The 1,148-nt window shown below is 44.3% G+C and carries 2 tRNA genes and 2 rRNA genes; all 4 read right to left on the bottom strand.

What is annotated here, in order from left to right:
• Nucleotides 1-177, bottom strand: a 23S ribosomal RNA gene (locus tag FTT86_RS15885); the annotation flags it as partial.
• Nucleotides 178-667: 490 nt separating this feature from the next.
• A tRNA-Ala gene (locus FTT86_RS15880) sits at nucleotides 668-743 on the bottom strand.
• A 48-nt stretch (nucleotides 744-791) separates the two neighbouring features.
• A tRNA-Ile gene (locus FTT86_RS15875) sits at nucleotides 792-868 on the bottom strand.
• Nucleotides 869-928: 60 nt separating this feature from the next.
• Nucleotides 929-1,148, bottom strand: a 16S ribosomal RNA gene (locus FTT86_RS15870); the annotation flags it as partial.

Genomic DNA, 1,148 nt, shown 5'->3' with positions numbered 1-1,148 from the left:
CTTGCAACACTATGTATTCATGTTGCAATACCTACCTTATGGTAAGTGGGTTTCCCCATTCAGACATCTCCGGATCACAGGATATTTGCCGCCTCCCCGGAGCTTTTCGCAGGCTATCACGTCTTTCTTCGCCTCTGACTGCCAAGGCATCCACCACATGCACTTAATTACTTGACTATACAACCCCAAACAGTCGTTTATCCTTACAAGTAGGATAAGCAACAGAGCTTGTCTTGCGACTTACTCATACAGTTGGCGTTTGTGCACTTAAGCACCGTACAGCTTCAATTAGATTCATATACCAAAACGCTTGATTCAGTTAATTTCGCTAGTAACTCATTTCTTTCATCTTCACATCACAGTAATAAATCACTGCTAGTGTTAATGTCAGTCATGAGTATGAACAAATTATTTCAACTCAAATATATTCTGTTAATGATTTTTCCAGCCTTCGTCAGGTCAGGAAACTGTGATAAATCACAGAGATTATCAAGTGCGCGTATCATAACGCTTGTACTTGTTAATCTCTAGGATCTAAACACTTGATCGCTTAGGAACTAAACAACTTCATCACTGTATGCTTACATACTGCGCGAAGCGTAGCTTCTTGCTTAAATTTCAAGTAAAAGCCCTAAAGCAGTGCTTTAAGTTTTATGATCTTGAAATTTGGTGGAGACTAGGAGAGTCGAACTCCTGACCTCCTGCGTGCAAAGCAGGCGCTCTACCAACTAAGCTAAGTCCCCAGCTTATCAATAAGTCAATGTCTCTGATTTTCCGTACTTCGTCAGTAGTGGTGGGTCTGACAAGACTTGAACTTGTGACCCCACGCTTATCAAGCGTGTGCTCTAACCAACTGAGCTACAGACCCTCAGATACATCGTATGAAGAACAACTTGTTGTGGATTCTTACCAATCGTCAATCTTTCGTTAAGGAGGTGATCCAGCCGCAGGTTCCCCTACGGCTACCTTGTTACGACTTCACCCCAGTCATCTGCCACACCGTGGTAAGCGTCCCCCCTAAGGTTAGACTACCTACTTCTGGTGCAACAAACTCCCATGGTGTGACGGGCGGTGTGTACAAGGCCCGGGAACGTATTCACCGCGGCATTCTGATCCGCGATTACTAGCGATTCCGACTTCATGGAGTC

The sequence above is a fragment of the Acinetobacter sp. YH01021 genome, assembly GCF_013420255.1.
In the GTDB taxonomy this organism is placed as follows: Bacteria; Pseudomonadota; Gammaproteobacteria; order Pseudomonadales; family Moraxellaceae; genus Acinetobacter.
Note: the sequence above shows the minus strand (reverse complement) of the source record. Positions and strands in the feature narration are given on the sequence as shown.